The sequence below is a fragment of the Corynebacterium sp. CCUG 51687 genome (assembly GCF_024453995.1).
Classification (GTDB): Bacteria; Actinomycetota; Actinomycetes; order Mycobacteriales; family Mycobacteriaceae; genus Corynebacterium; species Corynebacterium pseudogenitalium.
On the sequence record NZ_JAGPYT010000003.1, the window covers coordinates 243,043 to 268,034 of the forward strand.

Consider the following 24,992-nt stretch of genomic DNA (forward strand, 5'->3'; position numbering starts at 1 on the left):
GGGGTAGATGTGTCGCGCAGGTTTCTACGCCACGTTGAAGACGCTGTGAATCGTCAGGTGGCGGCATCGGTGAAGAAAGCGGTGCGTGCTCATGGTGTGCCGGTGACCACGGAGCAGGCTCGCGAGCTTGTCGAAGAGCTGTATCCGATGGTGGAGAAGCATCGGCGAGCGATTTGGCGTGAGCACATCGCGGAGTTGGGCAGGGAAGCTGCGGAAGCTGGTGTTGAGCTGGCTCCGGAGCCTCCCCAGGAGTATTCACCGCATGCACTGTATGAGGCGGTGGCGTCTGTCAGCAGACTGTCGCCTGGCTCGCAGCACATCCAGGTTCGTGTGCTTGATGAGGACACCCAGCGCCTCGTTTCCCGCCCGGTGATGCCGGATGCGTCGAATCGGCGCGACCAGCAGATCGTCAATCGCATCGCGGACGAATTGGGCAGACGAGTGTCCAGGCACGTTGTTTCTGCTGGCCGTCAGGCGGTGGCAGATGCAACGCATAATGGTTCGGCTCGGTTCAAGGACACTGGCAGGCCAGCTCGTGTGGGGTATGCCAGAGTGCTGTCGGGGCGTGAGTCATGCGCGTTCTGCGCGATGCTTGCTTCTCGTGGCCCGGTGTATAGCGACGATACCGTGGTCCGGCGCAGAGATGGTCGCCGGTACCACGATGGTTGCGATTGCGTACCTGTGTTGGTCGTGGAGGGCCAGCCGTGGGAGGGCCAGCAGCAGGCTGAAGCACTGTACGAGCAGTGGGCAAAGCACACGACGAGAAACGGCCACACTGTGCGAGACCAGTTCGGGCAGTGGAGCAAGGCTGTCGCTTCTGGTGAAGTCGACCCTGCAGCCTACAGTCCGTTCCGCGATCTTGCTTCGCAGGAGCGGGCGAAGCGTCGTGCGTTTGGTGACCTTGTCTCGATGCTCAGCATGACTCGTGAACGGGCTTGTGGTTACTTGTATGAGAACTTCACACCGGGCAAGCTCGAGAAATTTGAAGCAGATGCGGTCGCCTTGTACACGGATATTGGACACCGGGACATCAACCGTCATGCCCGTGAGTTCAAGGACGGTTTGTTGGACGCTGCGAAGAACGGAAAACGTGCGGAACGGCGCAAGTTGAACTCGACTGTTGAAGCGATGCGTGGGTTGGACTCGTTGATGGATCGGTCACCTCGCGTCAAGCAACCGCTCAAGGTCGTGCGACGCGTCAGAATGCAGGAACTCGAGGGATGCGCCATTGATGGGAACTTCTCCGCGAAAGACCTTGATTCTTGGCGCGGAAAGGAGTTCAAGTCGTGGGGGTATCTCTCCACCTCGACGCATGGTCAAGATGCTTTCGGCGATATTGAGCTACGCCTGACGCTGCCAAAAGGCACGAAAGGCGTGTACTTAGGTTGGGACGAGAACAAGGACAAAAGCACTGCGCTATCGAAGTATCCTGACGAAGAAGAGCTCCTGCTTGGCAGGCAAACCCGATATAGAATCAACAGTGTACGAACCAAAAACGGGCGAAAGATCGTAGAAGCGGAGGTGATCGGCCAGGATGTCTAGCAATGATGTTGAAGACCGCTACCGCTACATGGGCCTCGAGATGATTCCGACGCCATGCTACAAAGCGAAAACTAGTGAGCCCTGCCCAGGGACAGCATGGATGTGGCGAGTTGAAAACGGTGTTGTAGCGCTCAAGTTCAACAACGACAAAGTGCTTACCGGCACTGGATATGGATTTGATGACTACAAAGATTGGGACCGCGGAGACGACCTACAAGACGTGATCTTAGGTGCTGCCGCCGATAGGTTGAGCATTCCCGAGGCCCTCGAGCGCGTCCGCGAGGCATTCGGTAACCCCACCGTCATTGTTGCGTTGAAAGACATCAACGAGTCCTGTGACGAGCTCGGCCCAACTGCACACAAGCTCATGAACTAGCGCTGCTGGTAGCCACACCCGGTTCGAGGCCGGGGAGCGCACTAACCCCTGCACCACAGGTTGGTGGCAGGGGTTTTGTCATGCCCAGAAACAATCGATTCCCAGGAGGAATGATGGAGTCTACTGACAACACTGCCACCAACACCACTGACACTGAAGGTGGTGTTGCGGTGCAACCAGCCCCCCAGGAGGAGGCTGCAGAAACCACGAAGCCTGATGCCGAAATGAGCCTTGAGGACTACAAGCAGGCATTAGCGAACGCCAACAAGGAAGCCGCCCGCTACCGTGTCGAACGCAACGAACTGCGTGACGACGCCCAGAAGTACCGGGAACTGCAAGAGGCAGAAAAAACCGAGCTGCAGCGTACCCAGGAGGCACTCGAGACAGCACGCAATGAAGCCCAGCAGGCCCAGGTCGAGCTGGCACGCGCCCAGGCGCTCGCGAAGTACGGCATCGCAGAAGACAACGCGGATCTACTCGGTTCTGATCCAGAAAAGTTCGAACAGAACGCGCAACGTCTTGGACAACTCCAAGCGCAGGCCGCGAAACGTTCAGCACCGCCATCGGATTACCCAGTGGAGAAGCTGGTGCCAGGCGCATCCTCTCCCAAGGAAACCCCGGATACCGCGTTCCCGTCATCGTGGCCAGTAACTGGGCCGTTCGCAAAGAAGTAACAACCAGCTGAAAGGAGTGGCTTTATGGCTACTACAAGTGTTCACTACAGCCCCGCCCAGAACGTCACGGTCAAAGCACAGACCGACATCGAAGGTGGCAGCTTCGTCGAAATCGCAGACACGCTCGACGGGAGAAACCCCGTCGTCAAGCCTGCAACCGCAGGCGCAACCGTCTTCGGCGTTGTCGCCCGCGACGTCAAGAAAAACGGCTACGTCATGGCCTACCGCGCCGGGCACATCGTCGATGTGCAGGCTACTGGTTCTATTGCCGCTGGCGCGCTTGTCGCTGCTGCCAAGGACGGAAAGGCAACGACTGCGGCAGATTCCGCCCAGGTTGCCGGTGTTGCTGTTTCTGCTGTTGTCGGCGGCGTTGTTGCCGTCGCGTTGAAGTAAAGGAGTGAAGAAGTAAATGACTGATTTCACGTTTCCGCTTGCCCCTGCAAGTGTGACTGAAGATGGGGCTATCACCACGTCGATGTTCGTCAACGAGCCAACTCGTCTGTCGAACTACGTGGCTGCTCTGACCCAGGCGAACCTGGTAACGCAGCATCTGTTCGACTCTGTGACTGCCACCGGTGGCGCGCTGATGTATGACCGTATCGAGGTCAATCGGGCAGAAGCGAGCCAGAAGCCTGGTGTGATCGCACCTGGCGCGGAGTTTCCCGCCATCAGCACGGCACAAGGCACGCCGATGATTGACCCGGTGGTCAAGACCGGTGGTTACTACGACCTGACCCGTGAAGCAGAAAAGCGCAACGACGTTGCACTGATCCGACGCGGAGCAGTGCAGGTCGCGAACACGATGGTCAAGGACATTGACGGACGTGGCTTTGCGGTGCTCTCGGACGTTTTGAACAGCACCGACGGTGCTCTCAAGCTCGAGTCTTCCGGCTGGGCAGCTGCGGGCAAGGTGCAGGCCTCTGCAAAAACCGCACTGACCGGCGAGGGCAAGCTCATTGATGACCTTGAGGAAGCGCGCTTGCTGATTGAGGAAACTGACCTTGGGTATGTTCCTGACACCCTGGTGCTCAAGCGCCGCGACGCCAAGCACCTGCGCACCATCCTGGGCGTCAACAAGTGGAAGGACATCTTGGACACCCTGGGCTTTACCCTCATGGTGACTGGCTCCGACCAGCTTCAGAACGGCGAAGGCTTCGTCCTCCAGGCCCGTGCTGTCGGCTCGATGGGCGTCGAAGACCCAATCTCGACGGACTCGGAGTACATCAAGTCCCGCCAGACGACCCGTTTCTACACGTGGGCGTCGATGGCGTTCGGTGTCACCGACCCATTCGCAGCCGTCAAGCTCACCGGCCTGGCGCAGTAATGATCACGTTCGCTCAACCTGCGGATATCAAAGCCCGGTGGCCAGCCGCGCCCGCCAACGACGACCAGTTAGAGGTCTTGCTCGCTGACGCGGCACTCTGGCTGGTTTCGATGTTTCCGCAGATACCCGACGCCCCAAACCAGCGGCTGGCAGGCGTGCTCCAGATCGTTTCATGCGCGATGGTCAAACGGTCGCTACTTGCAGCCGACCACGACCACTTAGAGTCACTCCAGCAATCAGCTGGCGTGTTCTCCCAGTCGCAGAGTTTCCGTAATGCAGAAGGCAACTTCTACATCACGGGCCAAGAACGAGCCATGATCGAGGGCGCGCTCGGCACAGCCGGCGGCATGGCCACGGTTGAAGCAGAGGGGTGGTAAACGATGGCGTTTATCCCACTTTCGTTTCCAGTGACACGCATCCGACGCGTCACCGGTGCCCGCGACGAACTCGGAAACCCCGTGCAAACAGAGACGAAGACAACCATCAACGTTGCAGGCTGGGCAGTCCCACGCACCGACGAACCAAAGCTTGCAGGCCACAACCGCGAAACCGTCGACGTTGAACTCATCGCACCAACGGGAGCATTCCAGCCAACCGATGCGGTCCTGCTGCCCGATCGCAACCAAGTCCTCGAAGTCATCGGGGAACCAGAAAACTACGAGCACAACCCGTTCGGCTTCGCGCCGGGCGTGGAGATTGTGAACCTGAAAGGGGTGACGTGATGCCGTGGTGCATTGTTGACACACCTGGTGACCAAGACCAGGTGGAGTGTGAATCGCTGTCGTTTGATGGCGGTTCACTGATTTTGTTCAGTGATGCCACCCGTCAGGCACCAAAGGTTGCCTACAGTCCGGGTGGATGGCTTCGGTGGAGGTGGCGAGATGGCAAGGTTCAAGCCGAATCGCAAAGCGTATCGTGAGCTGCTGGCTTCTGAAGGAGCTGCGAGGCTGGTGTCTTTGAAAGGCGAGGCACTTGTTGCCCAGGCTGGTGATGGGTTTGAAACCAACACCCAGCTTGGCAAGGTGCGCCAGCGCGCAATTGTGTACCCCGAGACGTGGTCAGCGATTCACCGCAACCGTCGGGAAAACACGCTCGTGCGGGTGCTCGGATGAATGGTGTCGCGGCCCAGGCGGTCGCAGTTCAAGCGATTCAGGAAGCACTGGCAGTGCCAGCCTCGACCAGATTCCCACCAAAGCAGATGCGGACACACGAATTCGTCGTGGTTTCCCGCATTGGTGGTGGGGCAGATGACTGGGCGTTGAAAACGCCCCGGTTTCTCATCGAGTGCTACGCGGTCTCAGAGGCAGACGCTGAACGTCTGGCAGACCGTGTGTGGGAGACGTGGTCGTCGCTTCGCGCACCTGCTCCGATTTCGAGCGGGTACGCCGACAATAACCTGACCAGGTATGACAACCCGGACACTGAACATGTCCGGTTCCAATTCACGGGCGGACTACGGCTTCGCCGCTAACCCGCCCCTACCTTTCAAGGCCCGGCCCAATGACCTTGTAAAGGAGAAACAGCAATGGCTGTAAACATCAATAACGCGTTCGTCGGTGCACCACCGATTGATGGCGGCGTCTACTTCAACGCGCCTGTAGGCACCACGCTGCCAACAAGCGCAGAAGGCGAGTTGGATAAGGCGTTCATCGACCACGGCGCTATCGGACCAGACGGTTTCAACGTCCAGCCGACACGCAACTCCGACACCGAGAAAATGTTCGGCGGCGGCGACTGGGTGGACCTGCAGACCGAATTCACCGAGGAAGTCACCCTCACACTGCTCGAGGACGATAACGAGGGCGTGATCGCATCTATCTTCGGTGAAGACAACGTTGTGATTACACCTGGCGAGCAGGGGACGACGAAGACGATTTACCACACGAAGAAACGTCTTCCAATTAAGTCGCACGTGCTCAAGGCTGTCGATGGCGACAAGCTCAAGACGTATGTTATTCCGCGTGGCCGTATCACCACGGCGGAGAAGACGGCGGATGTGCACACCGCATCGACGAAGTACAACGTCACCATTAAGGCGTTCCCGTACACGCTCAATGACGCCAACGGTGAGCGTGAGGTCTACGTCGTGGAGTATCGCGATGATGGCCGTCCTGTGGAAGAGGGCGGCAATTCAGACCCAGCTGGTGCCGGTACTGAAGAGCACCAGTAGGGCTTTCCCTGGGCGGAGCAGCAGGGATTACAAATCACTGCTCCCAAGTCTCACCCGGCAATCGTGCGGATATTCATATCCCAGGGCCGGGCCGATTCGCACCCCTTGCCGGGTGGGTTCAAACGTCATCGGCCCAGCCCAACACTCGTAAAGAAAGGCCTGGCTCATGGCATTCAAGATTCAAGCTCAGTTCGACAACATCGAATTTGAAATCCCAAACCCTAAGCGAAATGACACGGTGGTCATCGCGGTTCCCCCGATCGACTGCATGGCGCCTGCTGACATTAAGAAAATCAACGTCGGCTTGGACAAGCTCAACAAGTCCGAGGACGTGCTCGACGTCGAAAAGCCGAAGAACAACGCACTGATTCTGGTGCGGGAAATGCTCAAGTACTACAACCCCAAGGCGGCAGCTGCTATCGACGGGCTCATGGCTCGTGAACTGCAGCAGATCAACACTGTCTGGGCTGACGAATCGGAGGCCAGCTTGGGGGAATCTTCGCCGTCCACCGACGAATCTTCCGAAACCGGAAAGTAGCTGATGCGTTGCGTGTGGACTTGCTTGCCATGGGCAGAAGCCTTGACGAGCTTGGTCACACGCTTGGGTGGGCGGACATCATCGCGTTCCTCGCACACGCCCCAGCAACCTCGCACGTCTGGCAGGCAGAGCACCCAGAGCAAGCCAGGCAGCTGCAATGGCTCGAAGAGCTTTCCTCTCCGCAATCAACACTTCTCGGCGAAATCGCGGGCCAACTCGAGGCATGGCGCTACGCGTCAGTCGGCGCGATGCCACCGGAGAAATCCATCATCACGCGACTCGCCAGCAGAGTCATCGAGACCACACCGAAGACAGCACCCACGCAACAGCCCGCGCAACCCAAGGCACCCAAGGCGCAACAGCGAACCGCCAGTGAAATCAGAGCCTTGGTCACCAAGAAATACACCTGACCACTAAGGAGGCATGATGGCCGAGCTAGGCGTTGGCTACATATCGATTGTCCCAGAGACCAACCGGATCACCCCAGAAATCTCCCGCGCGCTCAATGCTGCAGAAGCTACCGCGTCGAAGCATGGCGCATCGATGGGTTCCAAACTCGCATCCGGAGTTGGCAAGACCCTCAAAATCGGGGCTGGCGCAGCAGGCGTCGCCGCCGGTGGCGCGGTTGCAGCAGGGCTTACGAAAGGCTTCGGGCGACTGAAAGCCATTGAGGGCGCAGAAGCCAAGCTCACCGGCCTGGGCAACTCTGCAACCCAAGTCGCCGCGATTATGGACAACGCCAACGCTGCCGTCAAGGGCACCGCTTACGGCCTCGACGCTGCAGCAACCACAGCAGCAATGGCCGTCGCCTCCGGCATCAAACCAGGCAAAGAGCTTGAACAAGTGCTGACAACCGTGGCAGATACAGCAGGCATCGCCGGGGACTCCATGGACGCAATGGGTGCAATCTTCGGCTCAGTCGCAGCCCGAGGCAAACTCCAAGGCGACGACCTGATGCAGCTGACAAGCCGCGGTATTCCAGTGCTCCAACTGCTCGGCGACGAGCTCGGCAAAACAGCCGCCGAAGTCTCCGACATGGTCTCGAAAGGCGAAATCGACTTCGCCACCTTCGAACGTGCCATGCGCGCCGGGGTGGGCGGTGCTGCGAAAGAGGCCGGTAAAACGTTTTCCGGTGCTTTCGCGAATATGGGTGCTGCTGCTGGCCGTATTGGCGCGACGGTGTGGAAGCCTTTTTTCGGGCTCGCGGTCGGTGGCTTCGGCGACGTTACCTCCGCGTTGGATGCGTTTCATGAACGCATCAAGCCAGTCGCTGCTGGCGTTGGCAACCTGCTGCAGACACAGGTGGTTCCAGCACTTGAGTCCGCGAAGTCTGCCGTCACTGAGTTCTTGGCATCGTCGCAGTTCCAGGCGTTCGGGGCGTCTGCGCAGGCGACTGTCGGCGTTGTTGTTGACACTGTGCGCTCCCTCGTTCCAGTGGCGATGAACGCAGGCAAGGCGTTAGCAAATGTTGCTCCATCGTTAGCTGGTGCTGCATGGACGACGTTTGCCGGTGCTGTGAGTACTGCTGGCACTGCGGTGCAGGCTGTCGCAACCCCACTCGGTGCGGTTGCAGGGTTGTTGTCGAAGCATCCAGCCCTGGTGACGACTGCTATTGGTGCGTGGGCTGCGTTTAAGACTGTTCCGTCTATTGCGCAGAAGTTCTCGGGGGCACTCGAGGGGCTGAACCTGCGTGTTGGTGGCATGCGTGAGCAGTTCAATACGGTTACCCCGTACGCAAACAAGCTGCGTGAAGCAATCGCGTCGAATGGTGAGGAAATCTCACGGTTCGATGCTCGCATGATCGCGATGGGCGATACGGGCACCGGGGTGGCGCAAAAGATGGCGCAAGCCTATGTGCGTGTCTCGACGCCGATGAAGGAGTTTTCTGCAGGCCAAAAGGAGCTGGCGAGCGTGGCGAAAGCCGCCGCGCTTGAAGCAAGCTCTGGATGGGATGCTGCGGACCGCATTATCGCGCAGGCTGGCCGTGGCGTCTCGGCGACGGTGACCAACATGGCCGGCACTGTGTCCGGTGTCGGCGTTGCTGCGTTCACAGGTATGAAGTCTGCCGTCGGTGGCGTGGTGACTGCGCTTGGTGGCCCTTGGGGTGTCGCGATGATGGCTGCGACAGCTGGGTTTGCCGCGATTAGCTCTGCCAACGCAAAGGCGAAAACTGCCTCCGAGCAGTACGCCAGCGCGATGTCTTCTGCATCGGATGTCAACCGTGAGTTTACGGCTGCAGTGCTTGGCTCCACAGGTGCACTGTCTGAACAGGCGCAAGAAATGGCGGCGAGAGTCGTCGATACGTCGATGGCGTCGCTTAAGGCGTTTCAAACGCAGGTCGACGGGTTCATCTACCGGGTGCCTGAGCCGGATTCGACTGCGTTTACTGAGGCGATTGCCGAGATGGCACTTGGCGTCGATTGGCAAACCAAGTCAATGGCTACCGGCTCGTTGAGCTTCATGAAGTACAAGGACGCGGTTCAAGAGGTCAACGAAGCCAACGAGCAGATGGGCGAGTACCTCGAGAAGTCCGGGCATTCTGTTGAGGACCTTTCGAAGATCGTCGCCGATGGCGGGCCGGAGTACGAAGCGCTTGTACAGCACATGCGTGGGCTTGGTGACGGCGGGCAGTTTATCGCTGACCAGCTGGTGAAGTCCCGTGAGGAACTTGACCTGATGGTCGAGGCTGCACAGCGCGTTGACCCGGCCATGGTGCAGGCGTCGCAGGCGATTGATGTCTTGTCCGATTCTGCAGCATCTGGGCAGGACAAGCTCTCTGCGTTGCACTCGTTGCTGCAGTCGATGGGGTTGGCGCCGAAAGATGCCGAGCAGGCCATGATGGACGCTGCGGCGTCTGTCGATGAGATCGTCGAAGCAGCGGAAAAGGCAGCACGCCCTGTTGAACAGCTTGGCGACGCACTCTTCGGTGCAAACGGCAAACTCGAACCGACGAACGAGTCAGCGCGTGCGCTCAATGAGCGTCTGAACTCGATGGTCGATGATTTGAAGAATGTCGCGACTAATGGCGGTGACGTTCAAGAAGCGATGGACGGCATGGCTCCGGCTATTGCCGCTACAGCCAATGAGTTCAACCTCTCCGAACAGAAGGTCCGTGAGCTCATTGCTGCCTATGGTGGTGTGCCTGAAATCCTCGAAACCGGAGTCGCGCTCGATGGGGCAGGCGAAGCCGCTCAACAGATCGGCGAAGTGTGGGCAGCACTCGAGAACATGAAGAACGAGGCTCGCACGACCATCGAAATCGGCGCTGTTGGCGAGCAGGCAAAAGCCGTCATGACTGAGCTTGACGTCAAGTGGACCGAGACAGTCGGCCCTGATGGGAAGAAGAACCTCCGCATCGAGGCCGCCGACGATGACGCGATTGCGAAGATTCAGCGCGTCACACAGATGGCGGCAGAGTTGGGCGACAAGATTGCTGAGCCGAAAATCCTGCTCAACACCACGCAACTCGACGCAGATTCAGGGCGTGCAAAGCAGATTCTCGACGCGCTTGCGCTCGAAAACCCATCACCGCAAGCCCAGCTAATTATCGACCAGCTGCAGAACAACCAGCAGATTGCCCTTGGTGACCTCGCCTACCTTGCTGGGCAATCAAGCGTGCCCACCGCTGACCTCGACAAGGCGTTGCTTGACGCAGGCATCCAGGTCTCCCGCAATGACCTAGGGGCACTGGAACAGGTCAAAACAAAGCCGAAAATCGAGGTTGATAACAAGCCTGCAAAACGCGGCATTGACGAAGCACGGTCGTGGCTTGACGGGTTGAAAGACAAAATCATCAACATCCGCACCCGCCATACCAACACTGCTGCGGACGGTCTGATGAACACCACGAGCTCGCACCGATTCATGGCCGACGGCGCAACAGGACGCCTGTCTACCCAGCAGGCCCAAATCGCGCCGGGCGGTCGGTGGATCACGTGGGCGGAAGACGAAACACACGGTGAGTCGTTCATTCCGCATGCGATGTCGAAGCGGAAGCGTTCAACGCAGATTCTCGCTGAGACTGCATCGATTTTCGGCCTTGGTCTTGTGGATGCAGCTGGCAATGAAGTCCGCCGCGATGGTTCATCTGTCGCACCGACGTCGCGGTCGTACCGTGCAGATGGGGCAGTCACCCCTGGGCAGTTGTTGGACTTCTTCAAAGGGAAGCAGGTCAATGGGCAACAGGCGAGTCGCTCACTCCAGGGCGCTCCATATGACTTTGGCGGCTCAAACTGGGGTGACTGCTCGTCGACCCAAGGACAGGGAGCACTCTTCGCTGCTGGGAAACCGGCAACGAATGGGCGGTTCATGTCCACGGCAAACGCTATCTCTCAGCTCAAGTCCATTGGGTTCAAACCCGGCCTTGGCACGGGGCCACGCTACGTGATCGGTCTGTTCAATGGCGGCCCCTGGGGTGGCCATACTTCCGGGACCATCTATTTCGGTGATGGTGACTCCGTCAACGTGGAAATGGGCGGTGGCGCAGGCGGGCAGGGCAAGATCGGTGGTGCTGCTGCAGGCGCATCGCACGCACAGTACACAGACCATGCGTATTTGCCTCTCTCAGCGCTCGGCGGCAAGGAAAGTGATGATGACATCGCATCAACAAGTGTTGATGGCGTCTCGCTGAAATCCGGTAGGTCAGTGTCCTGGGGTGCAGCGCAGTCGCTGTTTGATCAGGCGAAGAAGTACCAGAAATACGGAGATGTGTGGCAGCACTGGGACGTCGGAAAAATGGGCACCCAGATTGCCAGCATGTTTTCTGGTGCGCTCTCGAAGGTGCCAAAATTCGACGTTGGCGGTCGCTGGCCGACAGGCTCACTGGGGCGCAATGAGTCCACTAAGGACGAAATTGTGCTCACGAACAGCCAGTGGCGCGACATGTCACGGATTGCAACGGCCTTGCCTCCAGCAGGATCGCAAATCGTTGCAGCAGCGAAAGAGTTTTCTGCAGGAATCAATGCAGCACAAAAACAGCTTGTTGTGCAGGGCCGCGGCTTCGGCGGCGGCTTCCTCGCAACCGCCGAGATTGTGCGCGACGCCGAAGAAGCACTGCACGACACCCGCGCCAACATCGCGACACAGGCTGACAACATCGCAGAAGCAGAACGCGATGTGGCTGACGCACGAAAAGCACTTCGAGATGCAGAGAAAGACGGCGGTGGCCTGACAACCGCGCAGCGTCGCAAGCTCGTCGATGCCGAAGAAGCGTTGGGCAAGGCGCGCCGGGATGGCAAACCTGACAAGATTGCTGCTGCTGAGAAGCGGTTGGCGAGGGCGCGTGAGGACGCAGATGAAGCTTTGGCCAAGTCGAAGGACAAAAACGCTGCCCAGGTGCGAAAAGCGCAAGACCGGTTGAATAAGGCGGAGGACAAGCTTCGCGAGTCCCGCTTGAATCATCGAGAAGCGATAGAGGACCTGCAGGCTGCGGAGCGGACTGCGACGGCGGCAAGGTTTCAGGCAGCGTCGGAGCTTTCAGTCCGGCTGGGTGAGCAGTTCCAGCACACGTTCCAGGCAATCAGTGGTCTCTTTGACGAGTTCGCCCGTCTGGCCGGCATTGTTGATGAGACACGACAGGCAGTCTCGAAGCTGCAGATGCAGCAGCGTCTTGACCAGCTTGGGTTGATCAAGGCACAAAGCGATTATCGACTCGCGGTTGCGGACACTGACCGCCAGCGGTATCGCGGTGCGATCAGCATTGCGCAGGCGGAGGCAGACCTTGAGCAGGCCCGCAAGGATGCGAACAAGGTCGGCTTGTCGTCTGTCGAAGCGATGAAGGGGGCGATGAACCGGTTCTACGAGACCGGCAAGTTCTCTATCGAGGATCTCACTTCTCAGCAGATCGAGGACTCGAAAGAGGTACGCGCCGCCTTGTGGGGCGTCACGATCGCGCAGAAGCAAAACGCGGTGGACCAGCTTGAGGCGCAGCGCAAGCAAGAAATCGCGGCGCTGGCAGTCGCACAGGCAACGCTCGACCAGGTGAAGACTGCTGGCCTGTTGCGGATTCAGACTGATTTGCTGATGAAGCAAACAGCTGAGCTCAACGGCATGACCAAGAATCAGGCCAGGGGCGCAGCTAAGGGAATGGGCGGTGTCGGCAAAGTCGGCAGTGGCGTCGGCAAGATTTTCGGTGCTATTTTTGCTGGCCTTGCAGGCTTCGCTGTTGGTGGCCCATTGGGTGCTGCTGCTGCAGCAGCCCCGTTGCTCATCGGCGGTATTAAAGACACCGCCCAGGGCTCAATCGACATTCGCGACAACCGTCCCGAACTCGATGAAGCCTGGAAGCAGATGAAGACCGGGGAGAAAGCCACGCTCGTAGGTGGTGCACTCCTCGGTGCTGCTGCCTCTGGCGTTGGTGGAGCAGTAGGCGGGGCTGGCGGGGCCATGGCAGGTGCGGGGATTGGCGACGCGCTTGTTGACGCCTCCATTGGCAGCTTGCAGTACTCGATCGGCTCCAAGATTGAATCATCGCAGCGCAGAGCAGATGACCAGATCGAACAGCTCAACCGTGCGGTTTTGCAGCGCCAAAACGACCTTGACGCTAAGAAGCTCCAGGACGAAATCAACTACCAGGAGCGCCATGATCGCGCGACGGCAGACCTCGAGTGGGCAAAAATGATGCAGCAATCAGTGACCGCCCCAACCGAAAAACTCACCGAAGCGTTCAAGCAGGCTGCTGCTGACGAAAAGGCCAGAGCTGAGCGGCATCACGACGCCACCACGCAGCTGACGAAGCAGACCAACAATCTGCTCAACACCGATGCAACCACCCAGCAGCAAATCCTCACCACGCTCAAAGCAGTGCAGGAAAAGCTGCAACAACAACCCAAATCACAACTGACTGGCCTGGCATATGTCAGCGCCATCTAGAAAGGAGGACACATGAACCGCTATAGCCTCGCCATGACCGACTGGAAAGGAACCGACTGGGACTTCACCAATGACTGGGCAGCAGGCATCAAAGCAGGCGGTATCGACGGGCTGATCGGCACCATGACCACCACGACCGCCACACCCCTTGCAGCACCCGGCCAAACCACGCTCTCCCAGAGCGCCGGGGTGATGACAGGGGCAGTGACATTTCTGTGTCGTGCTGATGCCAGTCGAGATGCAGGAGAGGTTGCTGCAGCGCTGCGCGCGAGCTTTTCACCGCTTGCACATCAACGGTCGCTGTTGAAACTCTCCACGCCTGCCGGAGTCATGACGCTGTGGGTGCGCCTCGGCGAGGGCATGGCAGCCCCGACACAAGACCCATCGTGGTCCGAAGTCGTCCTCGATGTGCGCATCCCGCTCGTTGCTGATGATGGTGTGTGGTGGACCATGCCCCAGCAGGGGACAGGCACCGTCACCATCACCAACGACGGCGACGTGCCTGTAGCTCCCATCATCACCTGGACTGGTGCGGGAGGTGTCGTTCAGGTGCCCTCCGGTGCGATGTTTCGACTGCCCGCCGTCAGCACGCAGCACACACTTGTGCTGCAGAAGATTCCGAAAATCACAGCAAACAACGCCCCGGTTGAGAAAGGCGTTGCACAAGTCTTGCGCTCGATTCCTATCGAGCTTGTGCCACCGGGGACCACCAGGACATTTCACGTGCCGCCTGGGGCAACAATCCAGTGGAAGAAAGGAGTACTCGACCCATGGAGATAACCGACTGGAACCAGCACCGCAAACACCGGGCCGCGATCGTCGAAGACGAAGAACAATACATCGGACTTTTCGACGGGACCGGCCCGTCACTCATGGACTGCCCGCCAGTGCTCTCACCCCTGGAAGCTCCGCAGCGACGAAACGTCGCAACAAGCTTCAAAGCAACGTTCGCAATCATGGACGAAGGCACCGTGCATCCGATCGTTGACGAGCTCGTTACTGGCGGCGCCACCGTCGACCACGAGGGCAAGCTTGTTGCCGTCGCCAACAAAACCCGCTTCATTATCGTGGAACGGAAAAACTACCGCCGTGCATTCCGCATCACCCACGTCGTGGAATCAGGCGACTGGCAACACCCTCACTCCCTGGAAGTCCACGGCGTCGACATCCTCGCCGAGCTCGACCGACACGTCGCATGGTCCGCCCCCACGACCATCACCGGGGAGTACACCCGCTTCGAACGCGACTGGGTAGGACCAGAAGGAATCGCCACAACCTGGAGCAAACCGCGCGACCTTCAAGACATGAAGATGATCACCTCCGCCGATGGTGTCACTCTCGGAGATACACGCCGAGAAGACGAAGCGACTGCAGAGAAAGTAATCCGAAAACTCATCACCCGCTCGCTTGAAGCATCATGGCGCGCAACCGGCATCCAAGACATCATCGATAACCCACCGATCGTTGTCTCACCAATCGGCTCACCGCTGCCATCACCCAACGTGCTGATCCGACCAGCCGACGGCAAACTCCTCGAAACCGTCGCACCAATCGCCGAAGCAGCAGGCGTGTCCATCACAGCCAACTTCTGGCTACCCGGCGACCCACCCGCGCCGGGCCTGAAGCTTTCCCAACCAACCATCGTCATTGAAGTACGACAAGTCACGGAGGTGAACCAATGAACCAAGAAATAGTGCTCATCGCCGATGGCGGCGACGTGACTGTCGGACGCGAACACGCGACCCTGGTCTATGGCGAGTTTAATGTGGTCCTGCCAGAAGGAGCAGAACAGGTCGAGCGTGACGACCGCATCAAAGACGGCTACATTTATCGACCGTCCGAGACCATTGCACGCTTCGACGTCGGCTTCGCCCGAGCGGATGCCACCATCGACCTCGAACTACAAATCTCTGACCTCGAAACAGTCGTCGATACTGCCCAACGGCAAATCATTGGCGACACGTTCTTCGAGCGCGACATCACCACAGTCGGACTCCGCGGGTACACCCCCGGCGAGGACTTCCAGGTAGGCGACATTGTCACAGTCGAACTCCGAGGTCGCAGATTCCGCCTCCCAGTCACTGAAATCACCATGGTTTCCTCCGACGACCAGGGCATCGGAGGCTGGCGCGTCCACGTCGGCGGCCTCCTCATCTCCGACGCTGACGCACTACGCCGACAGTCGCAGGAACTTCGCAAACAAGTCGCCAACGACAAACGCGCCCTCTCACGCCGAGTCGCCGGTGCAAGCAAGGCAGCGTCGGAGGCGAAAACCGCTGCGGATGAGGCAATCTCAGCCGTCAACGATGCCGACGGTGTCATAGCAGGCCATGTCAATGAGGCAACCGAAGCGTCGAAGCGTGCGTGGGAGCATTCGGAGGCATCTGCGAGGGCATCGGAGGCGTCGCAGGTGGCGTCGCAAAAGGCTGGTGAGGCGGTCGAAGAGGCTAAAGGGCATGTTGCGGAGGCGACGGCTGCGTCGGAGAAGGCTGCTGAACATTCGGAGGCTGCGGACCAGCATTCGCGTGATGCGGCTCGTGCGTCGCTTGAGGCGCGGTTGGCGTCGCAGCGGTCATCGGCGTCGTCGGCACAGTCGGTGTCACACAGCATGTTGTCGCTGGATTATTCGGAGCGGTCACGTGAGCATTCGGAGCGGTCGTTTGAGTACTCGGACCAGGCCCGGAGGCATTCGCAGAAGAGCTTCGAGCATGCGCAGAAGTCCGCCGAGCACGTCCAGAAAGCAACAGAGGCGTCGGAAGCATCATCGGAAGCGTCGCAGGCGTCACAGGATGCGTCGCAGGCGGCGTCGCTTGCCTCGTCGCAAGCGAAAACAGCGTCGGAAGCATCATCCACGGCGTCGCAGGCGGCAACGCAGGCGAAGACACTGACGCAGGAGGCGCTGCGGAAAGCGGAGGAGGCGCGCAATGATGCGGAGACGGCGCGTCGATTAGCTGAGCAGGCCCGCGATGCCGCGGAAACCAAACGTGCTGACGCGGAAGCCAAGCGCAATGAGGCGGAGCAGGCTCGCAAGCGTGCGATGCAGTCGATGCAGGCCGCTGCTGCCGCGATGGCAGCCGCTGAGCAGGCACGCATGTGGGCGGAGGAGGAGCGCAAAAAGGCAGAGCAGCAGCGCATGCAAGCCGAGCTTGAGCGCTCGAAGGCCGAGTCTGCGCGCTCTGATGCCGAGACTGCACGTGACCAGGCTGAGACTGCCCGCTCGGAGGCGGAGGGGAAGCGTGCTGCTGCTGAAACACAGCGCAACGAGGCGGAGCAGCAGCGCAAGCTTGCGGAGAAGGCGCGCAGTAGGGCAATCAACGCGATGATGGCAGCATCCTCGTCGATGGCTGCGGCGGAGTTCGCCCGTGCGGAGGCGGAGCGACGTCGCAACGAAGCCGAGCAGGAACGCAAACTTGCGGAGGATAAGCGCAAGCTTGCAGAGCAGGAGCGGCAGAAAGCGCACGAGGCACGGCAGGCTGCAGAGACAGCCAAAGCGCACACGCTTGCGATTCAGCAGTACTATCTTGCCGGTGGTCTTGATGTGCACCGGAATTTGATCTTCTGGAATCGCGAGCGACGGACCCGGCTTTTCGAGCATGTGGGGGCTGGGTCGAAAAAGCACGACGACCTACTGACCACCACTGACTGGAATAACCAGCGAGGTTTGAAGTTTACGGCGCATGGCACGTGGTGGGGCCGGGTGCAGTTTCAGATTGAGTACAAAGCTGCTGTCGGCGGTAAATCAGCGGTTGACTTGTACACGTTCAATGTTGGTCCAGGATACAGGAGCGACACCTTTGAGCAGGGCGCATCGCAGATGGTGTTTACGCAAGCCCAAATCCAGGTCGAGGTGTGGCTGCCGAATAAGCCTGAATACGTGGTCGAGGTGGACAGAGAGACGGGCAAGTTTATCCCGACTGATGTGTATAAAAACCCCGTCGAGAACCCGGTGAGCGTGCGCTCTGACGGTGCTGTCGCGTTTGAGCGGGGCGTGAGTTTTTACACCAACGTCGCTGAGAAAGACAAGGACGGGACGTACGTACGTGCGAAGAAGGTGCAGATTCCAGGGACGGATATTTCTGTGTGGCCGCCGTATGTGCGGTTTTGGGAGCCGTAATGCAGTGCAAAATGAGTGAAAGGAAATGACAGATGGCAGAAAATGACACCGGCCTTGGCGAGCTGCTGAAGGCCATAGACGACCTTGACACTTGGCAGCTTGAGGACGCCGCCAAACAGGTCGTGCGCCGCCTCTCCGACGACGCCCTTATGAGGCATCGTGGCTGGTGCTTTGATGAGGAACCAGCGCGCCGGGAACGTGAAAGAGCAATCCAGGAGGGCGCGGCTCATGCGGTGCAGCGCCTGCGTGAGCAGGGTGCACTGGCGACGCCGGAGGATGCGAAGGTTCCTGCGACGATGCGCACCGACGGTATCGGCGCCGTCTCGCAGGCAGTGGCGGCGGTGCCGTTTTTACCGGGTGAGCGTGTCTTGTGGAAAGGGCGCATCCTGCAGAAAACCGCACTGACTGACCTGCCGAATGATTTCGCGGACCGCACGGTGTGGCTGGACGTCACACCACAAAACCCAACCGTTGCAGCCGCCACGGCGGATGATGCCCCGGCGACCGGGGATCGTCCACGTCCCGGTGCTGCAGCAACACACTAAGGAGGAACAATGGAAGATTTGGTTATGCCGTACGGCGTGACGATTGAGACGAATTCGGACGGTGGCTCGTCGATTGTGGGGGACCACCCACAGAAAATAGGAGTGGGCTCGCTGAAGCTCGTGCCGGGGCCGTGCCGGGTGGTGCTTTCATGGGGAGGCCCCACGAAGTGCCAGCTCGTACTGGCCACAAAGGGGGAGCGGCTGACAGTAGCTGAAGTGCCAAGCGGGGGGGGGGGACCACGTTCTACGATGGTCACCGTCGGAGCGCGAGAAGGCGATGCGATTTACGCCCGGCTTTTCGATGCACAACCTGGACAAACCGGGACGATGGAGGTCTACCCCATGCCCGCCACCTAGCCACCAAGGCGGTGGTGTAGGTGACGGCACCACTGGAAATGGACTGGATGCGCTCGCTGGTCATCAAGCCCACATCGTCAGCGAATTCGGTGCCCGGACAGATCGTCGCGGGCAAGAGCGACAAAGACACCGAGAACACCTTTTGGCTCCCAGCCGGGGTGCATCAGCTGATTATCGACTTCGACGAGGCTCGATGGATGTCACTCTACGATGGGTCACGCCGGGTGTTCGGCATGGACGGTCCACACAATGGGAGAATCGTCCGTGTGGTGATGGAAAAAGCTGGGAAGATCGTCATGTATGTTTCGACCGCGACGCCGGACAATCCGCCACTGGTGGGTGTGACGATTTTCCAAGTCCCCGCTTAGCCACCACATCAACGGGGGGGACGTTAAATGACGGCACCACTGGAAATGGACTGGATGCGCTCCCTGGTCATCAAGCCTGTGAGCACGGAGGGTGGCGTACCGGGCGAGATAGTGGCCGGTCGGGGTCCAAAGGACACGACCACCGATTTTTGGTTGCCAGCCGGTGTGCATCAAATCATGCTGGATTTCGACGAGGAGCGGTGGATGTCGCTCTACACCGGGGCTCGAGTCCTGTTCGGGATGAGTGGGCCGCACAAGGGCCGCATCGTCCGAGTCATCATGGACCGGGCGGGGACTGTCAGGACATTCGTATCCACGGAGGACCCGTCGAAACCCACCTTGCTGGGTGTGACGATTTTCCAAGTCCCCGCCTAGCCATTGCGGGGGTGGCAGCGTAATGACCACCCCGTTTGACGAGATGACCCCGTACTCGGTTGTAATGACCGGCAAACCAGGCACCAACCCCGTTATCGCTGCGGGCAAGGCGCACCAGAGCAGCTCAATCGCCCGCATCGGCATTCCAAAAGGAGTGTCACATGTGCAGCTGTCCACCACCTACAAGGGGGCGACCACCCTCGTCCTGGTTGATGGTGCCCGTCAGCGTGATGTGCAGTGGTGGCCTGAAAATGCGGGTGGCATCAATCTGATTGAAGCCGTGACCGACGACGCATATATCTATTTGCGCGCAGCCCAGGCCACGGAGGATGAAACGTTTTCATTCGTGATCATCCCGATGCCAGCCCAAGACTAACCACGCAAGCAAACAAGACCAGCCCCACACCAGGGGCATTTTTTATACCCAAAGGAGGACACTATGAAAGAGTGGGCAACACTCGAGCCAGATCTTGTATATCTGACGCAGAAGCACTTTACCCCAGGGCGCGGCGGGCAACGCATTCGTCACGTCACGTTGCACCACATGGCCATGACTGGCGGGGTCAGGGAGTGTGTGCGCGTCTGGCAAGACCGGCCAGCGTCTGCGCACTACTGCATCGACCGCAACGGCGTGATCGGTCAGGCCGTCTGGGATAGAGATACTGCGTGGGCGAACGCGAATCAGCGTTCCAACCAGGAGACCATCGCCATTGAGCACTCCAACTCGGGTGGTGCATCGCTGGATTGGCCAATCAGTGAGCAGACCCTCGAGGCTGGCGCGCACCTTGTTGCTGCGATTTGCCGCTACTACAAGCTCGGTCGCCCGGTCAGTGGGCGCAACGTGCGCTTCCACTCCATCGAGTCAGGTGGCATGACGGGCTGCCCGTATCACCTTCGGCCAGGCGGGAAGTACCACGACGCCTACATCGTGCGTGCGCAGTACTGGTACGACGAGATGGCGAAAACACCACAACCCAAAGAGAAAGGAATCACCATGTTTGGACCTGAACAGGTCGCAGCACTCGACGAAGCAAAACGCTACAGCCGTGACACGAAAGCGCAGCTTACCGGCTCCGGCGAACTAGGGCAGTACCCCGGCTGGGAACAGCTGGGCGGGCGCACTCTGGTTGATGCGGTCGCGGCAATCGGCGCGAAGCTTGGCATTGACGGCTTCAACGACACCAAGGAGGCGAAGTAGATGGGTCAGCATTCTTTGACAGCCCGGGTCGCACAACAGGTGATTGCTTCCGAGCCGTGGTGGCGTCGATACAAGGGGTCAATCATCATCGTCCTGACAGGCGTGGTCGCGGTTCTTGCGCAGCTGGCAGAGTCTACGGAGTGGCAGAACACGACGACTGGCACCGTGCTGACAGCTCTCGCTACGGCAGTTGGGTTTATCGTGAATCGGTTTACGCGTGACGCGATGACCCCGTCAATGGCGCCACGCCTCGAGCAGGCGGCTGCAAGTGGTGGTGGCTATGCCGATTGAGAAGTTGCCGTCGAAGTGTCGGCCTGCAGCCTACAAGCTGCGGGCCTTTTTGATGACTGACGCTACCGCGCTGCTTATCCTTGGTCTGTGCTTTCTGGCTCGTGGCGCAGGCTGGCTGATCAGACGCGGCCCGGCGGGTCCGCACCCGTTGACGTTGATTGGGCTTCCGGTTACCGCGTGGATTGCGGTAGCGGTCGTGCTTGGCGTGGCCTGTCTCGTGGTCGCTGTCTGGCACCAGAGCACAGCCGGGGTCGTGACGCTGGCGCTGTCGGTGGCGCTGATCAGTTTGTGGGGCATGGCGTTTCTTCCTGATTCGCTCGCAACGTTTTTAGAGCGCGGCAGTGTGTATCTTGCGCTGGCCGTGATGACGATGTGGGCCGTGTGGAGGGGAAAGCGCGGTGAAATCACTCTCGATATTCGAGCAGACCCGAAGGGGGCGACAGCATGGAACAGTTCTGGGAAAGCTTAGCCCTCGTCCTCGCGGCAGTGATCCCGGCTTATCTTGGCTTTTTGACGGCGCGTGAGAAGCCGAAAGCAGATGTGCGAGCTAAGGACACGGTGGATACAGCGCAGCGGCAAATGCAGGACCTACTCAAGACACTGTTGGACCGTGTGGCGAAGCTCGAGGAAGCGCAGGAAGCGCTGGAAGTGAAGTACAACTTTTCGCTTGCTGCTCTGCGACAGGTGCGTCAGCGCTATCCAGCGTTGCGGATCGATGTGCATGAGTCCGTCGAGGCCGACCTGTAGCCCGTCGAGAGCGTCAGAATCCTGTGATAGACCTTAAAGCCCCGCTGGGTGCGCTGAATGTGGCGTGCCCAGCGGGGCTTTTTGCGTTGTGAGAGGCCCGGAGAAATCCCGGAAAAATCCCGGTTTAGCCCCCGGACACCATGTTTTGGGCGCATACCGCGCACAGGGCACACGGCCATGACCTGCACAAACGCAAACATGCAGGTAGGCAAACCCTCTCAAAAATTAGCAGTCAAAGTAGAGCTCAAACTCCAGCGGCGTCGGGCGCAGGCGCGCCGGGGTGATCTCGCTGTCGTACTTCAGCTTCACGTACGTGTCGATGAGATCCTCGGTGAACACGTCGCCTTCGGTAAGGAACTCGAAGTCGTCTTGCAGAGCCTGCAGTGATGCCTCGAGCGAGGTCGGTGCCTGCGGGATGTCCTTGGCTTCCTCCGGTGGCAGCTCGTAGAGGTCCTTGTCCACCGGAGCGTGCGGCTCGATGCGATTCTTCACACCGTCGAGGCCTGCCATCATCATCGCAGCGAAGCCGAGGTACGGGTTGCCCGATGGGTCCGGTGCGCGGAACTCGATGCGCTTCGCCTTCGGGTTGGTGCCAGTGATCGGGATGCGGATCGCGGCGGAGCGGTTGCGCTGGGAGTACACCAGGTTGATTGGGGCCTCGAAACCTGGCACCAGGCGGTGGTAGGAGTTCAGCGTCGGGTTGGTAAACGCAAGGACAGCGCCGGCGTGCTCGAGGATGCCGCCGATGTACCAGCGGGCGATGTCGGAGAGCCCGCCGTAGCCGTTCTCGTCGTAGAACAGTGGCTTGCCGTCCTTCCAGAGGGACTGGTGGGCGTGCATGCCGGAACCGTTGTCACCGGCCAGCGGCTTCGGCATAAAGGTGGCCGTCTTGCCGTACTGGGTGGCGGTGTTCTTGATGATGTACTTGAAGTCCTGGAGGTCGTCGGCTGCGTGCAGGAGGGTGTTGAAGCGGTAGTTGATCTCCTGCTGGCCGCCGTTGCCTACCTCGCGGTGGAAGCGTTCGATTTCGAAGCCGGATTCGCGCAGGTTCTTGACCATGGCGTCGCGTACGTCGACGGTCTTGTCGTGTGGTGGGACGGGGAAGTAGCCGCCCTTGACGCGGTTGTGGTAGCCAAGGTTCGGGCCGCCGACTGCGTCGGTTTCCTTGCCGCGGTTCCACCAGCCTTCTTCGGCGTCGATCTCGTAGAACGCGCGGTGGCCTTCGACCTCGTATCGGATGGAGTCGAAGAGGTAGAACTCGGCCTCGGCGCCAAAGCTACAGGTATCGGCGATGCCGGTGGAAGCCAGGTACTGCTCCGCCTTGCGCGCAACGTTGCGCGGGTCGCGGGAGAACGCTTCGAGGGTGAATGGGTCGTTGACGAAGAACTTCACGTTCAGGGTCTTCGCTGCGCGGAACTGGTCCAGCTTCGCGGTGGCGAGATCCGGCATGAGCGTCATGTCGGACTCTTCGATGGTGGTAAAGCCACGAATCGATGAGCCGTCGAAGGCGAGGCCTTCTTCCATGACGGTTTCGTCAAACATGGAGGCAGGGATAGAGAAGTGGTGCTCGATGCCGGGGACGTCGGTAAACCGGACGTCGACAAACTCCACGTTCTCGTCCTGAATGAACTTCTTTACGTCTTCGATAGTTTCGAAAGACACGACCTTTTCTCCTTCGGACGGCGTTGGGAACTTCGCACAATTCTAGCGTGTAGCTCCCGCTCTGTAACAGCTTTTCGGGAAAAGAGGATAGGCTATGTCGCATGTCTGCACCCCAAGGAAAACGATGGCTCGACGGCCCGGAGCTTCCCGGCCAGTTCAAAGGCGATGATGCGATCCCTGACTACCCGGGGCAGTTTCTTGGGCTGCCGAAGGAGGGCGCGGGCGCGCAGGCGTCGGTGGCGCGACGCATGGGAGGCGTCGCGATCGACTGGGCAATTGCCTGGGCGGCTGCAGCGATCATTCATGCCAACACCACCGTTTTCGGTGGCACGTCGACGTTGACGTATCTGTTGTGGATCGTGTTGGGCATCATTTGCGGTTGGCTATTTGCACGCACGCCGGGCATGGCGATCCTCGGGATGGGGGTGGCCCGCGTCGACGCGGAAGAGCCCGTCGGGCTGTGGCGCGCGGCAGTGCGCACGCTGCTCACTGCGTTCATTCTGCCCGCAGCGCTTGTCGACGCCGACGGCCGCGGCATGCACGATCGTGCGACCAACACGACCGTGATTCGGAGCTAGGGTTCCTCCAACGGGCGGAATTCCACGGTGCGCTGGAACGCCCAGTTCTTGTCAGTGAGCAGACGGGCCACCGTCAGGCCTCCAGAGAGGAACAATACCGTGAGCACGACGGCGGTAGTCGAGTCGATTGCCGCGGAGATATTGCCGTTCGTGATCTGGTGCAGCGCCGCGTAAATGGTGGGGCCGGGGATCATGACCACGGCTGCGGGGATGGTCACCGTGGTGCGCGGCACCCGAAAGTGCTGGCCCAGCCAGGACCCAAGAATGCCGATCACAAGGGTCCCCAGCAGGCAGGCGAGGAAGTATTCCACGTGGGCGTCGACAAGCATGAGACGCAACACATTGGCGACAGTGCCGAGCGTGGCTGCCAAAAGTGTCATCCTGCGTGAGGCATTAAACAAAATGGCGAACCCACCCACGGAGACGAAGCTGGCGAGCGCCGCAGCCCCGTAAAACGCAGGATCCGGGGTTGCGCTGACCGTACTGGGGGCGGGCGCATCGGTGACCATCGCGATGACCGCGACCGTCAGCATCATGGTGAGGACCACTTCGAGCGCGAAGAAGAGCCTCGGCAGCCCCGAGGTGAAGTCGAAGCGGGAGAGATCCATCAAAGAAACGAACAGGGGAAAGCCCGGCACCAGGTACAAAATGGCGGGGACGAAGCCCGCGGAAAGCTCAAAGTCGGAGTGGGGAAGCGCCCACGCGAGCGCCAGGAACAGCAACGTTGACACCAGGGCCGCTGCCATCACGACGCCTAGTTGCAGGAGGTGTCGACGCCCCAATCGCAGACGGACGTACTGGCCCACACCAGCCGCAATAATCACGAGCAACGCGGTGAAGTAGGAAAAGTGGTTCAGCACCGCGAAGCCGCCACATGCAAGGCCAGCCGCGCAGCTTGAGGTCAGCGGACCCCAACGAGGGGTAGGGATTGCCTCAATCTCGTCGATGGCAGCGTTGATTTCTTCCGCGGTGGTGTAGCGGTGCATCTCGTGCTTGGTCAGATTCTCGAGCGCCTCGATGCGCGACGCGTTCACCCCTGGCAGCGGAAGATCAGCCACGAGCGTGCGGAAATTATCACCGCGGTGGACAGTGCACGTGATCGTGTCGAAGCCGACGACCACGTCGGCGTCGTCGAAGTGCATCGCGCGGGCACAACGCTTCACGGCCCGTGTGACGCGGTAGCCGGGAGCACCCGCGGACAACAAAAGAGCGCCGAGGCGCAGCGCGGTGCTGGCCTCGACGCCCATGTCGAAGGAAGACATA

28 protein-coding genes are annotated in these 24,992 nt (G+C 59.8%); 26 read left to right on the forward strand and 2 right to left on the reverse strand.

The features are described from left to right. Positions 1 to 9: 9 nt before the first annotated feature. The 25 genes from KBX13_RS11525 (at position 10) to KBX13_RS04950 (ending at position 21,489) form a co-directional block, all read left to right on the forward strand. Positions 10 to 1,542 (forward strand): ADP-ribosyltransferase, encoded by a 1,533-nt coding sequence (locus KBX13_RS11525; RefSeq protein ID WP_256021007.1) that lies wholly within the window; start codon positions 10 to 12, stop codon positions 1,540 to 1,542. After that, on the forward strand, positions 1,535 to 1,918 hold the full coding sequence (locus KBX13_RS04835) for a hypothetical protein (RefSeq protein WP_256021009.1): 384 nt from the start codon (positions 1,535 to 1,537) through the stop codon (positions 1,916 to 1,918). The genes KBX13_RS11525 and KBX13_RS04835 overlap by 8 nt, the downstream gene beginning before the upstream one ends. 110 nt (positions 1,919 to 2,028) lie before the next feature. Then, complete coding sequence (locus KBX13_RS04840) at positions 2,029 to 2,592, forward strand: hypothetical protein (protein WP_256021010.1); 564 nt, start codon at positions 2,029 to 2,031, stop codon at positions 2,590 to 2,592. 24 nt (positions 2,593 to 2,616) lie between these two features. Then, on the forward strand, positions 2,617 to 2,985 hold the full coding sequence (locus tag KBX13_RS04845) for a capsid cement protein (protein ID WP_256021012.1): 369 nt from the start codon (positions 2,617 to 2,619) through the stop codon (positions 2,983 to 2,985). 16 nt (positions 2,986 to 3,001) lie between these two features. Further along, entirely contained in the window at positions 3,002 to 3,916 is a 915-nt protein-coding gene (locus tag KBX13_RS04850) for a major capsid protein (protein WP_256021013.1), read from the forward strand. Next, positions 3,916 to 4,293, forward strand: coding sequence for a hypothetical protein (locus KBX13_RS04855; RefSeq protein WP_256021015.1), 378 nt, complete (start codon positions 3,916 to 3,918; stop codon positions 4,291 to 4,293). The genes KBX13_RS04850 and KBX13_RS04855 overlap by 1 nt, the downstream gene beginning before the upstream one ends. Before the next feature lie 30 nt (positions 4,294 to 4,323). After that, the gene (locus KBX13_RS04860; RefSeq protein WP_256021016.1) at positions 4,324 to 4,638 is read left to right on the forward strand and encodes a hypothetical protein; all 315 of its coding nucleotides are present in this window, start codon (positions 4,324 to 4,326) and stop codon (positions 4,636 to 4,638) included. A gap of 228 nt (positions 4,639 to 4,866) precedes the next feature. Beyond that, positions 4,867 to 5,028, forward strand: coding sequence for a hypothetical protein (locus KBX13_RS04865; protein ID WP_256021018.1), 162 nt, complete (start codon positions 4,867 to 4,869; stop codon positions 5,026 to 5,028). Positions 5,029 to 5,114: 86 nt separating this feature from the next. After that, positions 5,115 to 5,387, forward strand: a complete 273-nt coding sequence (locus tag KBX13_RS04870; protein ID WP_256021019.1) for a hypothetical protein — start codon at positions 5,115 to 5,117, stop codon at positions 5,385 to 5,387. A 54-nt stretch (positions 5,388 to 5,441) separates the two neighbouring features. Beyond that, positions 5,442 to 6,086, forward strand: coding sequence for a hypothetical protein (locus tag KBX13_RS04875; RefSeq protein WP_256021021.1), 645 nt, complete (start codon positions 5,442 to 5,444; stop codon positions 6,084 to 6,086). Between the two features lie 166 nt (positions 6,087 to 6,252). After that, positions 6,253 to 6,624: a hypothetical protein gene (locus tag KBX13_RS04880; protein WP_256021022.1), complete on the forward strand. Its 372-nt coding sequence runs from the start codon at positions 6,253 to 6,255 to the stop codon at positions 6,622 to 6,624. A gap of 29 nt (positions 6,625 to 6,653) precedes the next feature. Next, on the forward strand, positions 6,654 to 7,034 hold the full coding sequence (locus KBX13_RS04885) for a hypothetical protein (protein WP_256021024.1): 381 nt from the start codon (positions 6,654 to 6,656) through the stop codon (positions 7,032 to 7,034). Positions 7,035 to 7,047: 13 nt separating this feature from the next. Further along, the gene (locus KBX13_RS04890; RefSeq protein ID WP_256021025.1) at positions 7,048 to 13,494 is read left to right on the forward strand and encodes a tape measure protein; all 6,447 of its coding nucleotides are present in this window, start codon (positions 7,048 to 7,050) and stop codon (positions 13,492 to 13,494) included. A 12-nt stretch (positions 13,495 to 13,506) separates the two neighbouring features. After that, positions 13,507 to 14,274 carry a hypothetical protein gene (locus KBX13_RS04895; protein ID WP_256021027.1) on the forward strand — a complete coding sequence of 256 codons (768 nt, stop codon included), beginning with the start codon at positions 13,507 to 13,509 and terminating at the stop codon, positions 14,272 to 14,274. Continuing rightward, the gene (locus KBX13_RS04900; RefSeq protein ID WP_256021028.1) at positions 14,265 to 15,176 is read left to right on the forward strand and encodes a hypothetical protein; all 912 of its coding nucleotides are present in this window, start codon (positions 14,265 to 14,267) and stop codon (positions 15,174 to 15,176) included. Before KBX13_RS04895 ends, KBX13_RS04900 begins: the two co-directional genes overlap by 10 nt. Continuing rightward, positions 15,173 to 17,608 (forward strand): hypothetical protein, encoded by a 2,436-nt coding sequence (locus KBX13_RS04905; protein ID WP_256021031.1) that lies wholly within the window; start codon positions 15,173 to 15,175, stop codon positions 17,606 to 17,608. The genes KBX13_RS04900 and KBX13_RS04905 overlap by 4 nt, the downstream gene beginning before the upstream one ends. A gap of 32 nt (positions 17,609 to 17,640) precedes the next feature. Next, the gene (locus KBX13_RS04910; RefSeq protein ID WP_256021034.1) at positions 17,641 to 18,153 is read left to right on the forward strand and encodes a hypothetical protein; all 513 of its coding nucleotides are present in this window, start codon (positions 17,641 to 17,643) and stop codon (positions 18,151 to 18,153) included. Positions 18,154 to 18,162: 9 nt separating this feature from the next. Beyond that, positions 18,163 to 18,510 carry a hypothetical protein gene (locus KBX13_RS04915; protein WP_256021037.1) on the forward strand — a complete coding sequence of 116 codons (348 nt, stop codon included), beginning with the start codon at positions 18,163 to 18,165 and terminating at the stop codon, positions 18,508 to 18,510. Between the two features lie 20 nt (positions 18,511 to 18,530). After that, positions 18,531 to 18,878, forward strand: a complete 348-nt coding sequence (locus KBX13_RS04920; protein WP_256021040.1) for a hypothetical protein — start codon at positions 18,531 to 18,533, stop codon at positions 18,876 to 18,878. A 27-nt stretch (positions 18,879 to 18,905) separates the two neighbouring features. Next, positions 18,906 to 19,253, forward strand: coding sequence for a hypothetical protein (locus KBX13_RS04925; protein WP_256021042.1), 348 nt, complete (start codon positions 18,906 to 18,908; stop codon positions 19,251 to 19,253). A gap of 22 nt (positions 19,254 to 19,275) precedes the next feature. Next, complete coding sequence (locus tag KBX13_RS04930) at positions 19,276 to 19,629, forward strand: hypothetical protein (protein WP_256021045.1); 354 nt, start codon at positions 19,276 to 19,278, stop codon at positions 19,627 to 19,629. 63 nt (positions 19,630 to 19,692) lie between these two features. Then, positions 19,693 to 20,451, forward strand: coding sequence for a peptidoglycan recognition family protein (locus tag KBX13_RS04935; protein ID WP_256021047.1), 759 nt, complete (start codon positions 19,693 to 19,695; stop codon positions 20,449 to 20,451). Further along, entirely contained in the window at positions 20,452 to 20,742 is a 291-nt protein-coding gene (locus KBX13_RS04940) for a hypothetical protein (RefSeq protein ID WP_256021049.1), read from the forward strand. Next, positions 20,732 to 21,211: a hypothetical protein gene (locus tag KBX13_RS04945; RefSeq protein WP_256021051.1), complete on the forward strand. Its 480-nt coding sequence runs from the start codon at positions 20,732 to 20,734 to the stop codon at positions 21,209 to 21,211. The genes KBX13_RS04940 and KBX13_RS04945 overlap by 11 nt, the downstream gene beginning before the upstream one ends. After that, on the forward strand, positions 21,187 to 21,489 hold the full coding sequence (locus tag KBX13_RS04950) for a hypothetical protein (RefSeq protein WP_070477830.1): 303 nt from the start codon (positions 21,187 to 21,189) through the stop codon (positions 21,487 to 21,489). The genes KBX13_RS04945 and KBX13_RS04950 overlap by 25 nt, the downstream gene beginning before the upstream one ends. Before the next feature lie 225 nt (positions 21,490 to 21,714). Here the strand turns inward: KBX13_RS04950 and glnA are convergent, their stop codons facing one another. Then, positions 21,715 to 23,151 carry a type I glutamate--ammonia ligase gene (glnA, locus tag KBX13_RS04955; RefSeq protein WP_070362176.1) on the reverse strand — a complete coding sequence of 479 codons (1,437 nt, stop codon included), beginning with the start codon at positions 23,149 to 23,151 and terminating at the stop codon, positions 21,715 to 21,717. Positions 23,152 to 23,252: 101 nt separating this feature from the next. Here glnA and KBX13_RS04960 point away from each other — a divergent pair, with 101 nt between their 5' ends. After that, positions 23,253 to 23,729, forward strand: a complete 477-nt coding sequence (locus tag KBX13_RS04960; RefSeq protein ID WP_070362177.1) for an RDD family protein — start codon at positions 23,253 to 23,255, stop codon at positions 23,727 to 23,729. On the opposite strand, the gene KBX13_RS04965 is transcribed toward KBX13_RS04960, so the two are convergent. Beyond that, entirely contained in the window at positions 23,726 to 24,991 is a 1,266-nt protein-coding gene (locus KBX13_RS04965; RefSeq protein ID WP_252932148.1) for a threonine/serine exporter ThrE family protein, read from the reverse strand. The two genes, KBX13_RS04960 and KBX13_RS04965, sit on opposite strands and share 4 nt — an antisense overlap. Position 24,992 lies beyond the last annotated feature (1 nt).